This is a genomic window from Flavobacterium alvei (assembly GCF_002920895.1).
Taxonomy (GTDB): Bacteria; Bacteroidota; Bacteroidia; order Flavobacteriales; family Flavobacteriaceae; genus Flavobacterium; species Flavobacterium alvei.
The window spans coordinates 237,522-258,374 of the sequence record NZ_PQVG01000006.1 but is presented as its reverse complement, the minus strand read 5'-3'; the positions used below and the strand labels follow the sequence as shown (position 1 = coordinate 258,374).

The 20,853-nt window shown below is 34.3% G+C and carries 22 protein-coding genes and 1 tRNA gene; 18 read left to right on the top strand and 5 right to left on the bottom strand.

The features are described 5' to 3' along the window. Window positions 1-20: 20 nt before the first annotated feature. Window positions 21-2,075 carry an endonuclease gene (locus C3L50_RS12080; RefSeq protein WP_165784007.1) on the bottom strand — a complete coding sequence of 685 codons (2,055 nt, stop codon included), beginning with the start codon at window positions 2,073-2,075 and terminating at the stop codon, window positions 21-23. A 100-nt stretch (window positions 2,076-2,175) separates the two neighbouring features. Beyond that, window positions 2,176-3,708, bottom strand: coding sequence for a hypothetical protein (locus tag C3L50_RS12075; RefSeq protein WP_103806430.1), 1,533 nt, complete (start codon window positions 3,706-3,708; stop codon window positions 2,176-2,178). Window positions 3,709-3,834: 126 nt separating this feature from the next. Here C3L50_RS12075 and C3L50_RS12070 point away from each other — a divergent pair, with 126 nt between their 5' ends. The 5 genes from C3L50_RS12070 (at window position 3,835) to C3L50_RS12050 (ending at window position 6,832) form a co-directional block, all read left to right on the top strand. Further along, the gene (locus tag C3L50_RS12070; protein WP_103806429.1) at window positions 3,835-4,272 is read left to right on the top strand and encodes a PaaI family thioesterase; all 438 of its coding nucleotides are present in this window, start codon (window positions 3,835-3,837) and stop codon (window positions 4,270-4,272) included. After that, window positions 4,272-5,315, top strand: a complete 1,044-nt coding sequence (locus C3L50_RS12065) for a chorismate-binding protein (protein ID WP_103806428.1) — start codon at window positions 4,272-4,274, stop codon at window positions 5,313-5,315. Before C3L50_RS12070 ends, C3L50_RS12065 begins: the two co-directional genes overlap by 1 nt. Before the next feature lie 162 nt (window positions 5,316-5,477). Next, window positions 5,478-6,194, top strand: coding sequence for a bacillithiol biosynthesis deacetylase BshB1 (gene bshB1, locus C3L50_RS12060; RefSeq protein ID WP_103806427.1), 717 nt, complete (start codon window positions 5,478-5,480; stop codon window positions 6,192-6,194). 63 nt (window positions 6,195-6,257) lie between these two features. After that, window positions 6,258-6,331 (top strand) — tRNA-His (locus C3L50_RS12055). 171 nt (window positions 6,332-6,502) lie between these two features. Next, on the top strand, window positions 6,503-6,832 hold the full coding sequence (locus C3L50_RS12050) for a YegP family protein (protein ID WP_103806426.1): 330 nt from the start codon (window positions 6,503-6,505) through the stop codon (window positions 6,830-6,832). 75 nt (window positions 6,833-6,907) lie between these two features. Here the strand turns inward: C3L50_RS12050 and C3L50_RS12045 are convergent, their stop codons facing one another. Beyond that, the gene (locus C3L50_RS12045; RefSeq protein WP_103806425.1) at window positions 6,908-7,936 is read right to left on the bottom strand and encodes a M28 family metallopeptidase; all 1,029 of its coding nucleotides are present in this window, start codon (window positions 7,934-7,936) and stop codon (window positions 6,908-6,910) included. Window positions 7,937-7,966: 30 nt separating this feature from the next. Next, the gene (locus C3L50_RS12040) at window positions 7,967-8,740 is read right to left on the bottom strand and encodes a dienelactone hydrolase family protein (protein WP_103806424.1); all 774 of its coding nucleotides are present in this window, start codon (window positions 8,738-8,740) and stop codon (window positions 7,967-7,969) included. A gap of 500 nt (window positions 8,741-9,240) precedes the next feature. Here C3L50_RS12040 and rocD point away from each other — a divergent pair, with 500 nt between their 5' ends. Next, entirely contained in the window at window positions 9,241-10,491 is a 1,251-nt protein-coding gene (rocD, locus tag C3L50_RS12035) for an ornithine--oxo-acid transaminase (RefSeq protein ID WP_103806489.1), read from the top strand. Window positions 10,492-10,563: 72 nt separating this feature from the next. Here the strand turns inward: rocD and C3L50_RS12030 are convergent, their stop codons facing one another. Further along, window positions 10,564-12,204, bottom strand: coding sequence for a CoA-disulfide reductase (locus C3L50_RS12030; RefSeq protein WP_103806423.1), 1,641 nt, complete (start codon window positions 12,202-12,204; stop codon window positions 10,564-10,566). A 215-nt stretch (window positions 12,205-12,419) separates the two neighbouring features. On the opposite strand from C3L50_RS12030, the gene C3L50_RS12025 reads away from it, so the two are divergent. The 12 genes from C3L50_RS12025 (at window position 12,420) to C3L50_RS11975 (ending at window position 20,851) form a co-directional block, all read left to right on the top strand. After that, window positions 12,420-13,049 (top strand): Crp/Fnr family transcriptional regulator, encoded by a 630-nt coding sequence (locus tag C3L50_RS12025; RefSeq protein ID WP_103806422.1) that lies wholly within the window; start codon window positions 12,420-12,422, stop codon window positions 13,047-13,049. A 63-nt stretch (window positions 13,050-13,112) separates the two neighbouring features. Next, the gene (locus C3L50_RS12020; protein WP_103806421.1) at window positions 13,113-13,916 is read left to right on the top strand and encodes a sulfite exporter TauE/SafE family protein; all 804 of its coding nucleotides are present in this window, start codon (window positions 13,113-13,115) and stop codon (window positions 13,914-13,916) included. Window positions 13,917-13,996: 80 nt separating this feature from the next. Beyond that, window positions 13,997-15,415, top strand: coding sequence for an MBL fold metallo-hydrolase (locus tag C3L50_RS12015; protein ID WP_103806420.1), 1,419 nt, complete (start codon window positions 13,997-13,999; stop codon window positions 15,413-15,415). Between the two features lie 4 nt (window positions 15,416-15,419). Further along, complete coding sequence (locus C3L50_RS12010; RefSeq protein ID WP_103806419.1) at window positions 15,420-15,623, top strand: hypothetical protein; 204 nt, start codon at window positions 15,420-15,422, stop codon at window positions 15,621-15,623. Further along, window positions 15,620-15,922: a thioredoxin gene (trxA, locus tag C3L50_RS12005; RefSeq protein ID WP_103806418.1), complete on the top strand. Its 303-nt coding sequence runs from the start codon at window positions 15,620-15,622 to the stop codon at window positions 15,920-15,922. Before C3L50_RS12010 ends, trxA begins: the two co-directional genes overlap by 4 nt. A gap of 1 nt (window position 15,923) precedes the next feature. Beyond that, complete coding sequence (locus C3L50_RS12000; protein WP_103806417.1) at window positions 15,924-16,121, top strand: DUF6132 family protein; 198 nt, start codon at window positions 15,924-15,926, stop codon at window positions 16,119-16,121. A gap of 26 nt (window positions 16,122-16,147) precedes the next feature. Continuing rightward, complete coding sequence (locus tag C3L50_RS11995) at window positions 16,148-16,351, top strand: YgaP family membrane protein (RefSeq protein WP_103806416.1); 204 nt, start codon at window positions 16,148-16,150, stop codon at window positions 16,349-16,351. Window positions 16,352-16,531: 180 nt separating this feature from the next. Further along, window positions 16,532-17,134 (top strand): methyltransferase domain-containing protein, encoded by a 603-nt coding sequence (locus C3L50_RS11990; RefSeq protein ID WP_103806415.1) that lies wholly within the window; start codon window positions 16,532-16,534, stop codon window positions 17,132-17,134. A 105-nt stretch (window positions 17,135-17,239) separates the two neighbouring features. Next, window positions 17,240-18,700, top strand: coding sequence for an NAD(P)/FAD-dependent oxidoreductase (locus tag C3L50_RS11985; protein WP_103806414.1), 1,461 nt, complete (start codon window positions 17,240-17,242; stop codon window positions 18,698-18,700). 58 nt (window positions 18,701-18,758) lie between these two features. Next, window positions 18,759-18,899 (top strand): hypothetical protein, encoded by a 141-nt coding sequence (locus C3L50_RS16335; protein ID WP_165784002.1) that lies wholly within the window; start codon window positions 18,759-18,761, stop codon window positions 18,897-18,899. 94 nt (window positions 18,900-18,993) lie between these two features. Next, complete coding sequence (locus tag C3L50_RS11980) at window positions 18,994-19,611, top strand: TetR/AcrR family transcriptional regulator (protein WP_317044964.1); 618 nt, start codon at window positions 18,994-18,996, stop codon at window positions 19,609-19,611. After that, window positions 19,601-20,851, top strand: coding sequence for a TolC family protein (locus C3L50_RS11975; protein WP_103806412.1), 1,251 nt, complete (start codon window positions 19,601-19,603; stop codon window positions 20,849-20,851). Before C3L50_RS11980 ends, C3L50_RS11975 begins: the two co-directional genes overlap by 11 nt. The last annotated feature ends 2 nt before the right edge of the window (window positions 20,852-20,853 follow it).

Sequence of the window (20,853 nt, the reverse complement as noted above, 5' to 3'; positions counted from 1 at the left end):
GCAAATTTGCCGCTTTAGATTTAGTTGATGATAATCTTTTCAGTCCTTGATTTGGAATCTTTAGTTACCTTTATCAAATAAGTGCCTTTTTGAAGATTGTTTACCAATATAGATGAGCCTTGCGTGTTGTTTTTTTCGAAAACTTTTTGTCCTAATAAAGAGAATATTTCAACAGAATGAGTACCATTGGAATCATCAAAAACAATATTAAAATCACCGTTTGATGGATTTGGATATATTTTAAAATCCTTTTGACTTAAACTTTCAAGCCCTAAACCAGAATAACAAGTCCAAGAGAGATCGTCGAAAGCAACACGATTTGTTGTTAGACTATTGTCTGTAATACTAATAACTACATCACCTGCAATATTGATTCCAGAAATGGTTGTGGTTGTTGATACACCTGTAGTGCTATATGGAATGGTTCCTACAATATTTCCATTAACACGAAGATTGAAAGTTCCGCTAGTTCCAGTAAATTTTAATTGAGTCGTAACGGTTAAACTTCCAATACCATCAGCTGATGTTGAAGCTGAAAGAGATCCGTTTTTTATACAAATGGCTTTTGTATTTAAAGTTTGATCAGTACGAGCATCTGTGGCAGTCCAATTTAAGCCAGAATCTCCAATCCAGGTTCTGGTAGCATAAGAGGAAGCCGTTGCGGGAATATTTTCAAAACTTTCGTTGGCACAAGAAGAAGTTAGTACTGTAGTCGTTCCGTTTATTGCATTACTTTGAAGGGAAGAATTTCCAGCAGCATCTTTAGCTACAACATAAAAAGAATAAGTAGTGGAGGGAGTAAGACCATTTACCAATGCAGTTGTTCCAGAAACTGTTGATTTGAAAACGGAGTTCACATAAACGTCATAGCTAGTTACTCCAACATTATCAGTACTGGCAGTCCAACTCAAAGAGACTGTACTTGAAGAACTTCCTGTAACGGCCAAATTGGTTGGTGCAGTTGGGTTTTGAGTATCAGGAATGGCAATCGTTGTTGTTCCATTTGCAGTATTACTCGCAGGAGATGAATTTACAGCAGCATCTTTTGCAATAACATAAAAAGAATAAGTTGTTGATGCTGTAAGTCCTGTTATTGTCGCTGTTAGATTTGAACTTGAAACCGAAGTTTTCAGAACGCTATTCATATAGATATCATAACTTGTTACAGCAACGTTATCAGTAGCGGCTGTCCAGCTCAAAGAAACCGTACTAGATGTAGTTCCTGTAACGGCTAAATTTGTAGCAGCGGTTGGCGCTACTGTATCGGCAGTTGGATTCCAAATTAATTGAACATATTCAGGATGATCAATAAATGGATTTCTATTGTTTTGACGGGCATAAATAGCATTGTTACGAGCAATTTCTCTTGCATTTACTGGGTCTTGTGCGTGCCAGGTCAATAACATACTTAAAAATTCTGGTGTAAAAACTTGATTACTTGTACCATTAAACATATCATAAGAATATCCAGCGACAGTATTTTCGTAACGAGTTGCAAAATAAAAATACATTCTCGCAATATCACCTTTGAATTCATCAATAGGTTCGAAAACAGTTCCTGAATATCCAGAAACACCACTAGTTCCTAGTTTGCTTCCGTTTAAAGTAGTTTTTGAAGCCGAAGCAACAATTCCGTGTGGATGATTACTTCTATAATTATTTACTATACCGTCTGTTGGCGTAATGGAATGTGCATCAGAAACCATTGGAGCATTTTTATTAAAAACAGATTGGGGGATGATGTGTTCTCTATTGTAGCAATCGCCTTCAGCAGAATAGCTACCACATCGCTGTGTAGATCCAGAAGAATAGTTATAAGGGTCAATTCCTGTTGGATTTTCAGAATACATATCTAAAACAGTTCCATCATTTTCATAATAATAATCCCTGTCCGAGGCTTGATAAGTCACATATAAACCATCATACCCATTGTCGGTGTGGCCTTTGATGATGTTGTATAAATTTGTCTTTAAAGTATAACCAGTTCCGGTTGCTGAATTGTAATATCCTGCGGGAATTTGTGCAAAGGAAAATAGTGAAAATAATAGTGAGGTAAAAAGTAATTTTAGTTTCATTGAATGCTATTTTATAGAATATTTTATTTTATTAAACGAAGTACAAACTTAGAAATAAGTCAGGGTTAAAAGATAATTCTGAAAGTTAATTTAACAACATTTATTTTGGAAAAGCTTTACTTTGATATGCTCCTATATCAGGTGTTAAAGACCTTGTAACTCCTAAAATATCTTTTGGTATACGATAGATAGTATTTCCTTTTTGGAAAGCTGCTGAAGTTTCATCAATATTTAATTGATTTAGATTGGCTTTATAAAACTTGGGGGTATTAATACCATCTTTACTTTTTATGTTTCCAGATTTTTCATTTCTTATAAAATCATAGAGTGCATAATTTGCTTCTCCAACTCTAATGTCATCGAACTTAATAAGACAATTATTGAATTGATACACAAAGCTAGCGTCAGGGTTTTTATCTAATATTAATTCATTCGAATACGAACCATAAATAATACAGTTATTGAAGGTGGCAGCTGTCAAATCTTTTACTTCTGGAACGGCACCAGTAAAATAATTATTCACCAAAAGTGCAACTTGATTCGAGCTATTCCAATTATTGTTGAAAGTACAATGTGTAAATTTATAATCTCCACCATAAGTACAAGCTAAACTGCCTAACCCTGCATTATTTATGACTAGATTTTCACCATTAATTTTGGCAGTTTGGGCAAGAATTCCATAATTAGACGAATTGTAAATTTGAGTATTTTTGATGTCAACTGTTGTCCCATTATTGTTTTGAATCAACAAACCAATCGCTGCATTTTTTATCGTTAAATGATTTATTTTATGATTAGTACTACCATCTGTGAGCCAAATTGCACCCCATTGTCCGGGAACATCTGCAAAATCAGGTTCTAATCGATCTCCTTCAAAAATTACTTCGTTCTCTAATTTATCGGTTGTCGAAACGCTTCCATTTACATTTATTGATGCGTTATTTGCTAAAATAAGTCCAGAATTGGCGTGAAAATGGACCCTTGCCCCAGGATCAAAAGTGACCGTTTTTCCAGACGGAACTGCTGCATAACCATAAATTACATAGGGTTTCTTATTGGTAAATTTCAGTTCGTTGCCATTTACAGGATCATTCGGGTCTAAATAAAAACCATAAATTTCTTCATCACCTATAGGAAGGGTTTCGGTGGTTCCATCACTATTTTTTTTGGGATAAAGAAAAACGGCATCCTGAATAAGTGTTACTAATTCTACCTTTTGAAGATTACTTCCTCCATCAAATTGAATTTGATCCGTATAAAGAAAATCGGTTGGGTTGGCATCGGCAATATTGGCGGTGGTTTCAATAAAAATATACAAACTATCTTTGGCCAAAAGATTCACATTATTAAATATTTTACCTTGATTGCCTTGCATTCCGTCAACTGTCATTCGGTATTTTGAAGCTAGTCCTTTTCCTAATTGAATGGTTGGAATTGTGATGTCATTTTTGCTATGATTGTACACTTTTAGCGTATAAGTACTCGAGCCAATGTTCGTAAAAACAGTATCTAAATAAATGGTGTCTTTTGAGAATTTTAAATCTCCTGTGCTTGGTATGGTTTCAAAATCTGTTCGGCATGAACTAAGAGAAATAAGGATTCCAATAAAAAAAAGAAAAGTAAACTGACGCATTTCGATTGAATTTTTTGTAAAAATAGCAAATTCTATTTGGAATAAAGAAGGTTTTTCAAATTTGAAGTTATAATAGCATTTGTTTTTACTCTCTTTTATCTAATTTTACACTTTAAAGCAAAATCAATGACATTCGACAAAGAAAAAATCCTTCATTATTGCAATTCAATTTCAGAAAATACTTTGATGCAAACGCTTAATATCAAATACACCGATGCTGGACCTGATTTTTTAGTAGCAACAATGCCTGTAAACCCTTCAGTTCATCAACCTATGGGATTGTTGCACGGCGGAGCTACGGTGGCTTTGGCAGAAAGTGTTGGGAGTGCGGCCTCTTTTTTATTTGTAAACGGAGAACAAAGCGAAGTTCGAGGAATTGAAATCTCGGCCAATCACGTCAAATCAAAACGAAATGGAATAGTTACGGCAACTGCTAGAATTATGCACAAAGGAAGCAGTATTCATCTTTGGGAAATTCGAATTACCGACGAAAATGAGTCTTTAATTTCTATTTGCAAATTGACTACTATGATACTTCCAAAGCGAAAAAGCAAAGATTTATAATGGAAAAAATTTTAGAAAAAGTCAAGACACATTATAATCAAAACTTACCTTTTGTAATCTACAACAAACCCAATACGGATAAGATTATAGGGCTTTTACAGCAAAACGATAACTTGTTCGAAGTTAAAGATTTCAACGAAAAAGGCTTTGTTTTTGCCTCTTTTGACGGAAACCAAACCTACATAATTCCTGAAAATCAGTCTGAAATTATTAGTGCTAATTTTCAAATTAAAGAAAACTCTATCACTAATATACAATTAAATTCACCTGATGCAACTGTTAAAAATCAGTTTGAAGATTTGGTTACCAAAGGAATTCAAGCCATAGCAAATAACGAATTCAAAAAAGTAGTTTTATCTCGAAAAGAAACCTTGAATTTGGTTGATTTTGATGTGATTGACACCTTTAAAAAATTGGTTCAAACCTATCCAACTACTTTTGTATATGGTTTTCATCATCCAAAAATAGGAACTTGGCTGGGTGCAACGCCCGAACAATTGTTGAAGGCCAATGAAGATGAATTTCATACTATGGCTTTGGCAGGAACGCAAAAAGATACAGGTTCCAATGAAGTTGTTTGGCCAAAAAAAGAACAAGAAGAACAACAATTCGTCACCGATTATATTGTAGATAAATTGAAAAGTGTGGCTTCGGAAGTATTAGTTTCAAAACCTTATAGTTTAAAAGCAGGAAGTATTTGGCATATAAAAACTGACATTTCTGGAACTTTAAAATCGAGTTCAAGTTTGCAACAAGTCATTCAATTATTGCATCCAACACCCGCCGTTTGTGGTTTGCCAAAACTTGAGTCTAAAAAATTTATCTTAGAAAACGAAAATTACTCCCGTACTTTTTACACTGGCTTTTTGGGAGAATTAAATATGAATAACAAAACCGATTTGTTTGTAAATTTGCGCTCAATGGAAATTAGCAATTCACAAGCTCATCTATTTATGGGATGCGGAATTACCAAAGATAGTATTCCTGAAAAAGAGTGGGAGGAAAGCATCAATAAATCGAGTACGATGAAAAAAGTTTTGTAAAATGGAACGCAGATAAAACGGATTTACTTCGTAAAGTCGCAGATAAAACGGATTTTAAAAATTATGTATGAGTTTAGTAACTATTAAAATCTGTTTCATCCGTATTTTCGCATAGCGAATCGGTGTTTATCCGTGTACTAATTAATATTAATAAAAAAAGAAATGAAATTAGATATATTAGCCTTCGGTGCACATCCAGATGATGTAGAATTAGGTTGTGGAGGAACATTAGCCAAAGAAATTTCGTTAGGGAAAATAGTGGGAATCATCGATTTGACTCGTGGTGAATTAGGAACTCGTGGTTCAGTTGAAATCAGGAATCAAGAAGCGGCGGATGCTGCAAAAATATTAGGCATTTCTATTCGGGAGAATCTGGATATGCGTGATGGTTTTTTTGTGAATGATGAAGCACACCAATTAAAAATTATTGAGATGATTCGCAAATACCAGCCTGAAATTGTAATTTGCAATGCCATTGATGACCGCCATATCGATCACGGAAAAGGAAGTCAATTGGTTTCAGACTCTTGTTTTTTGTCTGGATTAATGAAAATTGAAACGGAACACAAAGGTGATAAACAACAAGTTTGGCGACCTAAATTAGTCTATCATTACATTCAATGGAAAAATATAACACCCGATTTTGTAGTAGATATAACAGGGTTTAATGAGAAAAGAGTCGAAGCTATTTTGGCCTACGGTTCTCAGTTTTATAACCCCAATTCTAATGAACCCGAAACCTTGATTGCATCGAAAAACTTCTTGGAAAGTCTTAATTATCGCGCTCAGGATTTGGGAAGATTAATTGGTACTGATTTTGCCGAAGGTTTTACAGTCGAAAGATATTTGGCTGTCAATAGTTTAAGTGATTTGATGTAATTTTTTTATTTTTTTCTTTGCAAAAGCAAACTTAAGTATTATATTTGCACTCGTTAAAAAATGGTGGTTGTAGCTCAGCTGGTTAGAGTATTGGTTTGTGGTGCCGAGGGTCGCCGGTTCGAACCCGGTCAGCCACCCAGAACGCAAAAGCTTCGAAGAAATTCGAGGCTTTTTTTGTGGATTAAAGTTTATAAAAATGTTACTTATTTTTTATTCTTTGAATTTAGTATTGTTTTTTTATAATTTAGTAGCTGTAAGATATTTGCATTTCTAATTTTTGAGTAATAAATTAACAACAGATAAATTTTATGGGAACATTTTTAATTAGCAAAAGAAAAAACGATGAATTTCAATTCGTTTTAAAAGCAGGAAACGGACAAGTTATATTAGCAAGTGAAGGCTATACAACCAAAGCAGCTTGTGATAACGGAATAGAATCCGTTAAAAAGAATTCACAAGATGATGCTCGATTTGATAAATTAGAATCAAAAAACGGTAAATTTTATTTTAATTTGAAAGCTACTAATGGACAAATCATCGGCAATAGCGAAATGTATGAATCCATTGCAGCAAGAGATAACGGAATCGAATCGGTTAAGAAAAATGCCCCAGATGCGGATGTGAAAGAAGATTTGTAAAATATATTTCATTAAGAACAAAAGCCTCGGATAAAATTCGAGGCTTTTTTTTATTGAAGTAAGAATCCAAAAAGATTAATTTCCGCTTTTATCCACCACAGGACGATTTTCTCTATTAGCTAATTCCCAGGCTATTGCAAAGGCAAGTTGCGTTCTTTTGGCTAAAGCATCAAATTCAATTTTATCGACTTCGTCTGTAGGTTTGTGATAATCTGCATGAACACCATTAAAAAGAAAAACCGATGGAATACCGTGTTTGGCAAAATTGTAATGATCAGATCGGTAGTAAAAACGATTTGGATCGCTTCTGTCATTGAATTTATAATCTAAAAACAAATTGACATATTTTTTATTAACCTCTTCGCAAATGTTATACAAATCGGTCGAAAGATAATCGGAACCTATTACATACACATAATTATTTGAATCTTTATGCAAGTCATCACGGCGACCAATCATATCAATATTAATATCGGTTATGGTGTTTGCCAACGGAAATAAGGGGTTTTCAGAATAGAATCTAGAACCGTGAAGTCCGTGTTCTTCACCAGTTACATGAAGAATTAAGATAGAACGTTTGGGGCCGTGACCTTCTTTTTTAGCTTTGGCAAAGGTTTTAGCAATTGCTAATAAAGCTACAGTTCCCGATCCATCATCATCGGCTCCATTATATACTTCACCATTTTTCACGCCAACATGGTCATAATGTGCCGAAACAACGATTACTTCATTAGGTTTTTCTGATCCTTCGATATAAGCCCAAATGTTTTCGGAATCGGGCAAATTTTCGTTTTTCTTTGCATTCATAAAATCCGCAGGAACTTTTTGATAATAATCTTTGGCACCTTTTGGAAATGGAATTTTGAATGATTTATATTGATTGATAAGGTAATCTCCTGCTAATTTTTGACCAGCCGAACCCGTTTCGCGACCTTCCATTGCATCCGAAGCTATGACTTGAAGATACGTTTTTAAATCTGCTGATGTGATTTTATTTATATAATTAGTAGGTTCTACGGTACTAACTTTAGCTGTTTGACTCGAACAACTTATCGTCAAGAGTTGTAGGGTTGATAAAATAACAATTTGTTTTAAATAATTCATTTTGCTGAGTATTAAATTATAGTTTTGCTTTTATTTTTTGAGCACTTCATCCAAGAAAATTTTCAAATGTTCCCACGAACGTTGGGCAGCTTTTTCGTTATAAGCAGCACCTTTAGAATTGTCGTTTCCTGCTTCGGGATTGGTGAATGAATGCACAGCATTGGCATAATAAATCATTTGCCAATCGGCTTTGGTATCTCGCATTTCTTGTTGAAAAGTCGCAATTTCCTCTTTCGATTCATAGGGATCATCTGCTCCGTGACAAACTAAAACTTTTGCAGAGATGGGTTCTGCAACTCTTGTGCTATCTTTACCCAAACCACCATGAAAAGAAACAACACCTTTGACATTCAAATGAGCTCGTGCTACTTCAAGTGCGCCTGTTCCTCCAAAACAATAGCCAATAACTACTATGTTATCTGGATTGGCACCAGAAAGAATTAATTGTTCTAACGCTAACGAAATTCGTTTGTGATATTCTTTGTAATTGGTCTTGTAAAAACCTGCATTTTTGCCCGCATCTTTATAATCTTTTGGATAATTGCCTTCGCCATAAATATCAGCAACAAAAGCATAATAGCCTAGTTTAGATAAATTTTCGGCCGTATTTTTAGAAAGTTTGTCAATTCCCATCCAAGCCGGAAGAATCAATATTCCGGGTTTTTGAGTGCTTTTTTTCGATGGTTGAATGGCAAATCCGTTCAAAATTTGTGAACCATCCTTGTATTGAACAGGTTTCAATTGGGCAAACGAAACGCTAGAATAAGTTAGCATTGCCAAGAACAAATAGCTTATATTTTTCATAAATGAGATTGTTTTACACAAATATCTAAAATTAAACAGAATAGTTGGTTATAAACCACTGTTTTTTCAGAACAAAACTCAAGTTATTTAGTCACAGATTTGCTGAATTCTACTAAAAAGTGGGGTATAAAATGACCCAATTGGCATAATTACTCATAATTAGAATCTTTTGTTATCCAAAAAAAATAAAGAGAATAAGTTAAAATCAGCAAATCTGCGGCTATTTCAAAATTTTACATCTTTGACAGAATTGTTTCAGGGCATTCACTTTAAAAATTAGTTTTTCTTTTTACCACAAATTACGCAAATTTTCGCAAATCTGAGTTATTCCAACGCATTTACTCATTAATCATAACTAAACGGATGTCCTAATTTGTGGTTAATGTAATAATTAGTTATAAAGTTAAAGGCAAATGCCATGGGATTGTTTTTTATCTGATGCCAAAGTGAAAAAAAATAGTAATTTTGGAGTTCAAAATACTATCGAAAATTCAATTCCCATGAAACCAACAAATTCAACACTTTCTTCAAAATCAGAAGAAATGATAGCCAAAGAAAATCAATACGGAGCTCACAATTACCATCCTTTGCCGGTAGTTTTGAAAAGGGGAGAAGGTGTCTTTGTTTGGGATTTAGAAGACAAGAAATATTTCGATTTTCTGTCGGCTTATTCGGCGGTAAATCAAGGACATTGCCATCCCAAAATTGTGAATGCAATGATTCAACAAGCGCAAACCTTGACCTTGACTTCGCGTGCTTTTTATAATAACCAATTGGGAAATTATGAAGAATATGTAACTCATTATTTTGATTTTGATAAAGTATTGCCAATGAATACAGGAGCTGAGGCTGTGGAAACCGCTCTTAAATTATGTCGAAAATGGGCTTATGAAGTGAAAGGAATTCCTGAAAATCAAGCCCAAATTATTGTTTGCGAAAATAATTTCCACGGGAGAACTACCACTATTATTTCTTTTTCGAATGACGAAACGGCACGCAAGAGTTTTGGACCTTTTACTTCTGGATTTATCAAAATTCCGTATGACGATATCGAAGCTTTGGAAAATGCTTTGCAATCTACCCCAAATATTGCGGGTTTCTTGGTAGAACCTATTCAAGGTGAAGCGGGTGTTTACGTACCTTCCGACGGTTATTTGGCAAAAGCCAAAGCGCTGTGTGAGCAAAATAATGTTTTATTCATTGCCGACGAAGTGCAAACCGGAATTGCAAGAACCGGAAAATTATTGGCCGTGCATCACGAAAACGTACAACCCGATATTTTGATTTTAGGAAAAGCACTTTCGGGTGGCGTTTATCCTGTTTCGGCGGTTTTGGCCAATGATGCCATTATGAATGTTATTAAACCCGGACAACACGGTTCTACTTTTGGCGGAAACCCTATTGCTGCTGCTGTTGCCATTGCTGCGCTAGAAGTGATCAAAGTCGAAAAACTAGCCGAAAATGCAGAACGTTTAGGTATTATTCTCAGAAAAGGATTGAACGAAATTGCCCAACGCAATTCATTAATAACCTTAGTTCGTGGCAAAGGTCTGTTGAATGCCATTGTCATCAATTGCGACGAAGAATCCGATTTGGCTTGGGAAATTTGTATGAAATTCAGCGAATACGGATTATTAGCCAAACCCACTCACGGCAATAAAATTCGATTAGCACCACCATTGGTGATTACTGAAACCCAAATTCAGGAATGTTTGGTTATTATTGAGAAAGCATTGAATGATTTTAAATAATTTTAAATATTCAAATTTGACTAGTCCTGAATAATCGTTACAGATTATTTAGGACTAGCCTAAACATTTTTCTTAACTATTCAAAGGCTTCCAAAGTCCATAACCGCCATTCAGGTTTACTGAATAAATGTTGTGGTTCCTCAAGATGCGTTGAGCCAAATAACCTCTCAAACCAATTTGGCAATAAATCACATACTTCTTGTTTTTGTCAAAGAAATCCAAGTTGTCCCTCAATGTGTCCACATCCATATTGATAGCATTGGGAATCGCTCCATTTTCGAATTCGGTTTTGCTTCTCACGTCAATTAAAACCGCATTTTCATTCAACAGATAATCATCTAATTGGTCGTAATTGATGAATCTTACATCATCGTTCAGCATATTTTCGGCTACATAACCTAGAATATTCACAGGATCTTTGGCGGAATTGTAGGGTGGAGCATAGGCTATTTCTATTTCTTGCAAATCATAAATCGTCAAATTCCCTTTGATGGCAGTCGCAATCACATCGATGCGTTTGTCAACTCCTTCTTGTCCTAAAGCTTGTGCACCATAAATGGTTCCGTCTTCGCCAAAATTCATTTTCAAAACAATATTCGTGGCTCCGGGATAATAACTGGCGTGATTGCCTCGGGTAACAGTAACTGTTCTATACGGAATATTGTAGCGTTTCAATAATTTTTCGTTGAGTCCCGTAGCGGCAACCGTCAAATCAAAAAACTTAATGATGGACGTTCCCAAAGTTCCTTTATACGAAATTTTATTTCCTCGCGTAATATTGTCGGCCACAATTCTTCCTTGACGATTGGCAGGCCAAGCCAATGGAATCAATACTTTCGCCTGATTGATGTAATGAGAAACCTCGACAGCATCGCCTACTGCATAAATATTCGAATCGGAAGTTTGCATAAAATCATCTACAGTAATTCCACCAGTAACACCCAAATCCAATCCTGCGGATTTCGCCAAAGCATTTTCGGGCTTCACGCCAATGGCAAACACAACAGCATCAGCCAAAATAGTTGTGCCATTATTTAATTTCAATTCGATTTCATTTCCCTTTTCCTCAAAAGCTTCAACACCAGTATTTACGAGAATATTCAGGTTTTTGGCAGCAGCGTGATGTTGCACCATTTTGGCAAATTCATAATCCACGGGAGCCATCACCTGATTTCCCAATTCGATAACGGTGACATTCAAGCCTTTTTCGACCAAATTTTCTGCCACTTCCAAGCCAATGAAACCACCACCAACCACAGCAATATTTTTCAAATCCTTGGTTTTGGCAATAATTCGATCCATATCGGCCACGTTTCGCAATGTCATTATTTTATTCGAATTAATTCCGGGAATGTTGGGTCTGAAAGGTTCTGCCCCTGGAGACAACAACAATTTATCGTAGGATTCGGTGTATGTTTCTTTGGTAATCAGGTTGCTAACTTCGACTGTTTTTGCTTCTTTGTTGATTTTCAAAACTTCGTTAAAAACACGAACATCCAAGTTGAATCTTGTTTTCAGGGAAGTAGGTGTGTGCAACAACAATTTAGAGCGTTCTTCGATAACGCCACCAATATGATAGGGAAGTCCACAATTAGCAAAACTTACTTGTTCTCCTTTTTCAAAAATAATGATTTCATTTTCTTCACTCAGTCTTCTTAATCTTGCTGCAGCTGTTGCTCCTCCGGCAACTCCACCTATAATTAGTATTTTCATCTTTAGAATTGTATTTATTATGGGGCAAATTTCAGGAATAAGATTTTAACAATTTGTAGCTTTTGTTACATAAAGTGAAATGATTTTAAATAAAAATGATTCCATCAACCAAAAGATGTAAATAGTATGAGCTCAGACAAAGTGTTTGGTGTTTTATTGGTTAAAGTGGAAATTTTTAACGAATTTTACGTCCAATAAAATTCACAACCTAAATAATGAAAGAATTACTCCAACAAACTTACGGCTATCTATTTGAAGAAAAATTAATTGAAGAAATCGTAGCAACTTCTTTATTGAGAGATTTCAAAGAAGGAGATATTTTAATAGATTTTGGCGATTCGATTAGAAAGATGCCTTTGCTTATTTCAGGAGCTATCAAAATATTGCGTGAGGATTTTGATGAAGGAGAATTGTTGTTGTATTTTATTGAAAAAGGTGATACTTGTGCAATGACAATGGCTTGCTGTTTGGGTGAAACCAAAAGCGAAATTAGAGCCGTTGCCGAAACCAAAGGACAGTTAATTATGATTCCTGTCAACAAAATGGAAGAGTGGCTAGGCAAGTATAGCAGTTGGAGAAATTATGTTTTTAATAGTTATAACAATCGTTTAAAAGAAATGCTGTCAGCTATTGATAATCTGGCGTTTATGAATATGGACGAACGGTTATTGAATTACCTTTCAGAAAAATCAAAAGTGCTTAATTCTAATGAAATTCATTCTACTCATCAAGAGATTGCTTATGACTTGCATACGTCAAGAGTTGTGGTTTCTCGCTTACTAAAAGCATTAGAAAATAAGGGTAAAATTAGTTTGAATAGAGCTTCCATCGTAATGCTGAAATAAGTAACATTTGTTGCAAAAAGGGAAAAATTAATACTTTAATTTTGGGTTTATAAATTTTTATAAATGGAAATATCTCAACTTATTGGATATGTTTTAGCGGTATTTGTTGGGATGATACTCGGAATGTTAGGTAGTGGTGGTTCTATACTTTCAGTTCCAATTTTGGTCTATGTAATGGGAATCGAACCTACATTGGCAACAGCCTATTCCCTTTTTATTATAGGCACAACCTCATTAGTTGGTGGAATTCATAAAGCCAAAGAAAAATTAGTAGATTTCAATAAAGTGTTTTTGTTTGGTGTTCCTGCCGTAATTTCGGTTTTTGTTAGTCGAAAAATAATTATTCCAAACATTCCTGATATTTTGTTTTCGACCGATGATTTTACTTTGAGCAAATCGATTCTGATTATGGTTGTTTTTGCTATTGTGATGATTCTAGCTTCAGGTAGTATGATAAAACCTTTTAAAGAAAAAGTGATTTTTGAGAATGAAAAACTCAATTATTATAAACTAACATTTATGGGAATTTTTATCGGATTGCTTTCTGGATTTGTTGGGGCTGGCGGTGGTTTTTTGATTGTTCCAACCTTGTTGTTGTTCGCAAAAACACCAATAAAAATGGCTGTTGGAACTTCACTTTTTATAGTTTCATCCCAGTCATTAATTGGCTTTACAGGCGATGTTATGGGAAATCAAATCATTGATTGGGAGTTGTTGTTATTCTTTACTGCGGCATCAATTGTTGGTATTTTTATGGGGAATTTTATTTCCAAAAAGATAAAAGAAGAAAAACTTAAAATAGGTTTTGGTTGGTTTGTTTTGGCAATGGGAATCTTTATCATAACCAGAGAACTTTTCTGGTCTTAATAATTTCCTAAAATGTTGAAGTTGAAATTAGCTTCAATCAAAAAAAAAGATAATTTTACAGTATAAATACACTTTGGAAGATGAAAATAAAACAAATTTATACGGGTTGTTTGGCCCAAGGCGCTTATTATATCGAAAGTAAAGGAGAAGTCGCCATTATAGATCCATTGCGAGAAGTGCAGCCTTATATCGATAAAGCGAATAAAAATAACGCAAAAATCAAATATATTTTTGAAACGCATTTTCATGCCGATTTTGTAAGTGGTCATGTTACTTTGGCAGAGAAAACTGGAGCTCCAATCATTTACGGCCCTACAGCAGAAACCAAATTTAAGTCCCATATTGCTGCTGATGGCGATGTATTTAAATTGGGAGAAATCACTTTAACCGTTTTACACACTCCAGGACATACTCTAGAAAGTGTTTGCTATCTTTTGAAAGATAAAGACGGAAAAGATTATGCTCTTTTTAGCGGTGACACCTTATTTTTAGGTGATGTAGGACGTCCCGATTTAGCCCAGAAATTTGCTAATTTGAACAAAGAACAATTAGCAGGAATTTTATATGATAGTTTACGAACCAAGATAATGAACTTGGCTGACGATGTGATTGTTTATCCAGCACACGGAGCAGGAAGTGCATGTGGAAAAAATTTGAGCACCGAAACTGTGGGAACTATTGGCGAGCAAAAACGAGTCAATTATGCGCTTCGAGCCGATATGACCAAAGAAGAATTTATTCAAGAAGTGACCGATGGTTTATTGCCTCCACCGCTTTATTTCCCTTTAAATGCTCAGCTTAACCGAGAAGGCTATGAAAATGTAGAAGATATTATTCGAGATGCGATTGCCTATGATGTGAACACTTTTGAAATGGTGGCCAATAAAATTGACACGGTAATCTTGGATGTTCGCCATCAAGATGAATATGCCAAAGGTCACGTTCCTAGATCTATTTTTATTGGAATTGATGGAGATTTTGCCCCTTGGGTTGGAGCTTTGATTCCCGATATCAAACAACCAATATTACTGATAACACCTTTGGGCAGGGAAGAAGAAAGTATCTTGAGACTAGCAAGAGTAGGCTATGACAATACATTAGGATATCTAAAAGGAGGTTTCGATACTTGGAAAAATGAAGGTTTAGAATACGATACAGTCAATTCGGTTTCGGCTGTGATGTTAGAAGAAATTGTAGAAGAAGCCAAGGAAGAAAAAGAAAAAGTAATCATTTTTGATGTTAGAAAAGATTATGAGTATGAAAAAGAACATATTGAAGATGTTCCTTCAACGCCATTAGACAATATCAACGATCATTTAGCCGAATTTCCAAAGGAAGAAGAATTTTATTTGCATTGTGCTGGCGGTTATCGTTCTATGATAGCGGCTTCTATACTAAAAGCTCGTGGTTATCACAATTTAATTAACGTGGCTGGTGGATACAGTGCCATCAAAAAAACAGCCATCAAAACAATATACGGAATTCATCATTCTCTTTAAAAAAATGAAACAATTATTGTTTTCAAATTGGCATCTAATGCGTTGGGCTAGATTGGCTTTTGCGCTGTTTTTGTTCATTCAAGCTTACACAACCCGAGAGTGTTTTTTTATCGCTTTTGGTTTGTTCTTTTTGTTTCAAGCGATTTTTAATTTAGGCTGTGGTCCTAATGGCTGTACGGTTCCAAAGAATAAATATTCAAAAAAATGAGCACTAGTTTCGATACAATTATTCAATCTGACAAACCTGTTTTGATTGATTTTTTTGCTACTTGGTGTGGGCCTTGCAAAACACTTGCACCCATTTTGAAACAAGTAAAAGATAACTTAGGAGAAAGAATCACTATTCTAAAAATAGATGTCGATAAAAACCAACAATTGGCTTCGAAATATCAAGTTCGCGGCGTTCCAACAATGATTTTGTTTCAAAACGGAAAGCAATTGTGGCGTCAATCGGGTGTTATGTCAAAGGAAGAAATTGTAAAAACCATCGTAGAAAAAAGCAATTAAAATGACCAAAAAAGCACTAATTATTACGGGAATTGGAGTCGTTGTTGGAGCTATTGCTGGTTATCTCTATTATTTTTATGTAGGCTGTTCATCAGGAACTTGCGCTATAACTTCAAAACCATTAAATAGTAGTTTGTATGGTGCTGTTGTGGGCGGATTGCTTTTAAATATGTTCGTTAAATCATCCAAAAAATCTTAATTTGTAACCAATTAAATTCAAATAGTATGAAAAAAAACATGGGTTCGGCAGACAGAATTTCTCGTATTCTTTTTGCAATCGTTATTGGCGTTTTGTATTTTACAAAAGCTATAGAAGGTACAGCTGCGTTGGTTTTAGGTGCATTTGCAATTGTTTTTCTACTGACCAGTTTGATTAGTTTTTGTCCTTTGTATGTTCCGTTGGGAATTTCTACTTGCAAAAAGAAATAATAAATAATTGAAAACAAGATAAATAAAGGCCTGATATTAAGAGAACGATTTCATTTTATAATTGAAATGTTCTTTTTCATCAGTTCGTTTCTACTTTTTGTATTGGCGTTTTCAATTATTTCAAACATAAAAAAATGATCCACGATAGCGAAAAAAATATTAGTAATTATAAAATGGATTATGAGAAACAGTGAAAAAAGTTTAGACCAAGAATATTGGGAAAATCAATATAAAACCAAAGCTACTGGTTGGGATTTAGGCAAAGTTTCACCGCCCCTAAAAGAACATTTCGAAGTTATAGAAAATAAAGATTCTAGAATTTTAATTCCTGGTTGTGGCAATTCCTATGAGGCAGAATATCTGCTAAGCCAGGGGTTTACTGATATAACTGTTATTGATATTGCTCCAACTTTAATTGAAAGCCTTCAAGGTAAATTTGAAAACAATCCTAGTATTAAAATTATATTGGGCGACTTTTTCGAACATCAAGGCGAATATGATTTGATTATAGAACAAACTTTTTTTTGCGCATTACCGCCCAAAATGCGTGAAAATTATGTTTCGAAAATTCACCAGCTTTTATCTTCCAAAGGAAAACTTGTGGGACTATTGTTCAACAAAACATTTGAATCAGGACCACCTTTTGGCGGAAGCCAATCAGAATACGAGCAACTTTTTGAACCTCATTTCGAATTTTTACAAATGGATTTGTGTCAAAATTCAATCAAGCCACGAGCCAATTCCGAGTTGTTTATCGAGTTTCAAAAGAAAGATTTGAAATAATTCAAATAAATCACCAATTCATTTCACACAATTATTTCTTGTGTAACTTATGTTACCAACTGCTCTAAATCAATGAATTATATTTGGTAAAACAAATTATTCAATATGTCAAAAGTAGTTGTATTAGGCGCTGGAATTGCGGGTCATACTGCGGCCGCCCATTTAAGACGAAAGCTTTCCAAAGAACATCAAGTCGTGGTGGTTTCTCCCAATCGAAATTACCAATGGGTTCCTTCGAATATTTGGGTTGGAATTGGAAGAATGAAAGCTGAAGAAATATATTTTCCGCTGGAACCTCTCTACAAAAAGAAAGGAATTGGATACATTCAAGCCAAAGTCGTTTCTTTTCATCCCGAAGGCGATTCATTAGAAGACAAACCTTTTGTTTCGGTTGAATATCTTTACGGAGAAAAAGCTGGAACTCAAGAAAAAGTGACTTATGATTATCTTATCAATGCCACGGGACCAAAACTCGCTTTTGATTTGACCGAAGGATTAATTCCTGGCACCAACAAAGCTTTTTCGGTTTGTACCTACGATCACGCAGAACACGCTTGGCAGGGTTTGAAAGAGCTGATTGAAAAATTAGAATCTTCTAACGAAAAAGCGAAAATTCTTATTGGTACTGGACATTCAAAAGCGACTTGTCAAGGTGCTGCCTTTGAATATATTTTGAATGTAGAACAAGAACTTAATCGTCACAACGTTAGAGACAAAGTAGAGATTACCTGGATTTCGAATGAATACAAATTGGGCGATTTTGGAATGGACGGAATGTTGATGAGCGTTAGTGGAAAACCAATGCATTCCGATGAATTGGTAGAAATGGTTTTTGCTGACAGAGGCATAAAATGGATTTTGGGTGCCGGAGTTTCAAAAGTTGAAGATGGAAAAGCCCACTACGAAAATCTGGAAGGAGAATACAAAACTGAAGAATTTGATTTTGCAATGCTAATTCCAGCCTTTTCAGGTCACGGTTTCAAAGCTTTCGACAAAAGTAACAATGACATTACCGATAAATTATTCAAGGGTTTTATGATTGTCGATGCTGATTATACGCCAAGGCCTTATGATGAATGGACGGTTCAGGATTGGCCAGAAACCTATCAAAACCCTAGTTATCCGAATATTTTTGCGCCAGGAATTGCCTTTGCTCCACCACATTCTATTTCAAAACCTAGAAAAAGCAAAAATGGAACCGATATTTTCCCTGCACCACCACGAACAGGTATGCCATCGGGAATTACAGCAATAGTAGTTGCCGACAATATTATTGACAGCATAAAATCCGGAAAACCATCCTTACATCACAAAGGCTCAATGGGAAATATGGGTGCCGCTTGTATTGCTTCCTCTGGCTTTGGAATATTAAAAGGTAAAGGAATTAGTATAACCACTTATCCCATCGTTCCGGACTATGTTAAATATCCCAATTCTGGTGGTAGAGATTTGAATAAAACATTTGGAGCTTTAGGTCTGGGTGGACATTGGGTGAAATTAACCTTGCATTATGCTTTTCTTTACAAAGCTAAAATGAAACCTTTTTGGTGGTTAATTCCAGAATAAAACACAATATTATTAACCTAAAAATGAAATGAATCTCAAATAGTATAAAACACATATTATGGCAAAAAAAATCACGCGTTTTCAGAAATTTGTAATGCACAATCCGTTTATTCAGTTTTTTATGTTCTTGTATTTGAATATAAAGATATTGAGTGTCGTTGCTTTAAAGCACGGAGGAACAAGAGAAACTAACTATTAATTTTTTTATTTAAAGTATTTCTTGCAGGAATACTTTTTTTAGTTACCTTTGTCAACCAAATGGTTAAACCGTATGATTAAATAATATGGATAAAATGAAAACTGAAAATACAGAAACCGAAATATTAAATGCGGCAAAGGAAATTTTCCAGCAAAAAGGTATGGCTGGAGCCAGAATGCAGGAAATTGCAGATAAAGCCCAAATAAATAAAGCATTATTACATTATTATTATAGAAGCAAACAACTATTATTTGAGGCCGTTTTCAAAAGTGCTTTTATGCTATTAGCACCCCAATTAAACAAGGTATTAAATGATGACAGTGATTTATTTGAAAAAATACGAAGATTTACTGAAAATTATGTTTCGTTCGTAATCAAACATCCCTATTTGCCAAACTTTGTAATTCAAGAATTAAATAAAAACCCAGAATTTGTATTAAAACTTCAATCAGAAAAAAATTTTCCTTCTATTGATAAATTCAAGCTTCAAGTTAGTGATGCTGTCAAACAAGGAGTAATTATGCCAATTGAAGCAGAACAATTATTTATTAATATAATCTCTTTAAACATTTTTCCTTTTATAGGAGAACCTCTTTTAAAGGCTCTTGTTAATGTGGACAAAGAAAGCTACAATAAAATATTAGAAAATAGAAAAACTGAAGTGGCTGAGTTTATAATTAATTCTATAAAAAATAATAAAAATGAAAACTAAGTTAATCGTACTATTATTATTGCTTTTATCAATAAATTCAAATGCGCAACAAACTTTGACTTTGGAAGATTGCTACACATTAGTTGATAAAAATTATCCTTTATCAAAACAAGCTGCATTACTCCAACAAAAATCAAGTTATGAAATTGACGCGCTAAGCAAAGGCAAACTACCAAAAATTGATGTAAACGCTCAAGCAACCTATCAATCAGAAGTAATAGGATTACCTGCAACATTACCCGGAGTCCAATCTTTAAATAAAGACCAATATAGAGCGACTTTAGATGTGAATCAGTTACTTTATAATGGTGGAACAATTGATGCAAATTCTAAATTAAAAGAAGCACAAACTAAAACGCAACAACAACAAATTGAAGTCAGTTTATATCAATTAAAAACTCGGATAAATCAATATTTTTTTTCTGTTTTATTGCTTCAAGAAAAGACAGCATTGTTGTTGTCAAAAAAGGAGTCACTAACTACTAAAATTAAGGAGGTAAAATCAGGAGTGCAATTTGGTGCCATCCTCCCGTCATCAGAGCAGGTTTTAGAAGCTGAAATCATTAAAATTAATCAACAGTTAACGGAAATTAAATTTGAAAACAACAAATTATTAAATAACCTTTCAAAATTAACATTTTCAGAAATTGATACGGAAACAACTTTAATACAACCAATATCCTACTCAATTAATACCAATGTAACAAGACCTGAAATTGCTTTTTATGATTTACAAAAAGATCAACTAGAGTTTTCAAAAAATGTAATTTCCAAATCCATTCTCCCTAAAATAAATGCTTTTGGTCAAGCGGGCTACGGTAATCCGGGGTTAAATATGTTAGACAATTCTTTTCAAACCTTTTATATTGTTGGCTTAAAAGCGAATTGGAATGTTTTTGATTGGGGTAAAACCAAAACAGATAAAAAAGCATTGGATATTTCAAAAGATTTAGTTACAACTGAGAAAGAAACATTTGAATTGAACAACAAAATGCAATTAGAAGAGCAAGATTATGAAATAAAAAAAATAGAACAACTCTTGCTTTCTGATAGTGAAATAATTCAAATACGTGAAAAAGTTATTAAATCGTCGGATGCTCAATTAAAAAATGGGGTAATCACCACTTCAGAATATCTTGTAGAATTTACAAATCTATTTGAAGCTAAAAATATTTTAAAAATTCATCAGGTTCAATTAGCTGCCGCGAAATCAAATTACGAAATAATCAGAGGGAAATAAAA